Origin of the sequence: Bartonella acomydis (genome assembly GCF_039543025.1) — a bacterium.
In the GTDB taxonomy this organism is placed as follows: domain Bacteria; phylum Pseudomonadota; class Alphaproteobacteria; order Rhizobiales; family Rhizobiaceae; genus Bartonella; species Bartonella acomydis.
The window spans coordinates 1-976 of sequence record NZ_BAABIY010000063.1 but is presented as its reverse complement, the minus strand read 5'-3'; the positions used below and the strand labels follow the sequence as shown (position 1 = coordinate 976).

Genomic DNA, 976 nt, shown 5'->3' with positions numbered 1-976 from the left:
TTTTAGAGAGATTTGAGAAGAATTTAGTGACAGCAGAAGAAAAAACGGTCTCTGTTTCACAACATCGCAAAAGGGTTTCTGAATATAAGGCGGTCCTTACATTATAGGATCATTTTCTCATATTTTTATCTTTCAAAACTGAGAGATTTCCACTGCAGGATTCCCATGGAGCAAATTTTCTTATGGAAACAACGACAAAGTTGTTTTCATTGCCCTCACTTACAAGATCAGCACAAATGAATCTGCGACATTTTTTGGTCAAAATTGAAGAAGATAATATTGAACATTGATATCAATACGGAGTTTTATATATGAAGCCGCAAGATGCAGCAAAAAACACCAATCCTCATCCCTCAACAATGCAAGAAGGTGAGAGTGCTGATGAATCATTAGCCAGTCTTCTGGCACGTTTAGAAAGCAGTGCTGCCGAACAAGAAGAAGAAAGTGCCGTATTAAATCATGAAGAATTGAGTCGTGTTATTTCAGACTTAGAGAATGACATCACCAGTGGTCGCTGGATTAATGCCTATTATGCAAATATAGACCTTAGAATGATGCCAGCTCTCGTAGAGAAAGCTAATCAAAAATATCCAGAAATGCATCTTAAACTTGCTATGTCCCCTGAAGAGCTCCCCCAGGCGATCAAAGAGGATATTGAGAATGGCGTTCAATCTTCCAGATATATAGTAAACACAGGAATGAGCAGGATTCATTTTGCAGCCATCGATCATAAAACCATTGATAACCAAACGTCCTTGGTATTTTTTGAACCGACAACTTTTAGCAGCATAGTTGCTGCGAGATTAGGATTAAGAACAACCCAAGCGATTCAAGATTCCCAATTGCCTAATTGTCATTTTTCCATGGTTGAAATGGATATTCAGCGCAGTTCTTCTGAATGCGCCATATTTAGTCTAGGCCTTGCCAAAAAGCTCCATCGCGAAGCGGACCAACTGACAAAAATGCATGAGGATAA

At 38.9% G+C, this 976-nt stretch carries 1 protein-coding gene and 1 pseudogene; both read left to right on the top strand.

Translation table 11 applies throughout. The features are described from left to right. Positions 1-107: pseudogene (locus ABD909_RS07020) on the top strand (YopJ/AvrA family T3SS effector serine/threonine acetyltransferase); the annotation flags it as partial. 204 nt (positions 108-311) lie between these two features. Next, the coding region (locus ABD909_RS07015; RefSeq protein ID WP_345097244.1) for a YopJ family acetyltransferase at positions 312-976 on the top strand (665 nt) is incomplete at its 3' end.